This window comes from Intestinimonas sp. HCP28S3_D6 (assembly GCF_052065695.1).
In the GTDB taxonomy this organism is placed as follows: domain Bacteria; phylum Bacillota; class Clostridia; order Oscillospirales; family Oscillospiraceae; genus Intestinimonas.
Genome location: NZ_JBQHTM010000155.1, coordinates 1 through 379 on the forward strand (window position 1 = coordinate 1; position 379 = coordinate 379).

The 379-nt window shown below is 36.9% G+C and carries 1 pseudogene; it reads left to right on the top strand.

The annotated features are described in order from the left end of the window. Nucleotides 1–247, top strand: a pseudogene (locus ACTNBK_RS17205) (replication initiator A domain-containing protein); the annotation flags it as partial. Nucleotides 248–379: the final 132 nt, after the last annotated feature.

Consider the following 379-nt stretch of genomic DNA (forward strand, 5'->3'; position numbering starts at 1 on the left):
TTCTGGAACAATGGAAATCACAACTCAAGAACTTCCGAAATCACAATGTAATAATACTGATATTAAAAATACTGAATTTAGTGATACTGATTCTATCTTTCCTTCCGGAAATGGTGGAATGATGGACGAGAATGACCGGTATCAAGAATACTTTGATTATTTCTCGGATCAGCTCAGTATGGATTTGTTGAAGAAGGATTACCCTTACGATTCTGAAATGCTGGATAGAGAGATTATGCTGAAATAAAAAAAGACCTGCTTCGGCGGGTCTAAGGAACCTCTGAATAAAAGCCTTTATCCTGTTTCTACTCAATGTATTAGCCGCCATTTGCGCTTGGTTAAGGTGATTTCAGTGCAAAATAGCCATTATTTATCTGCT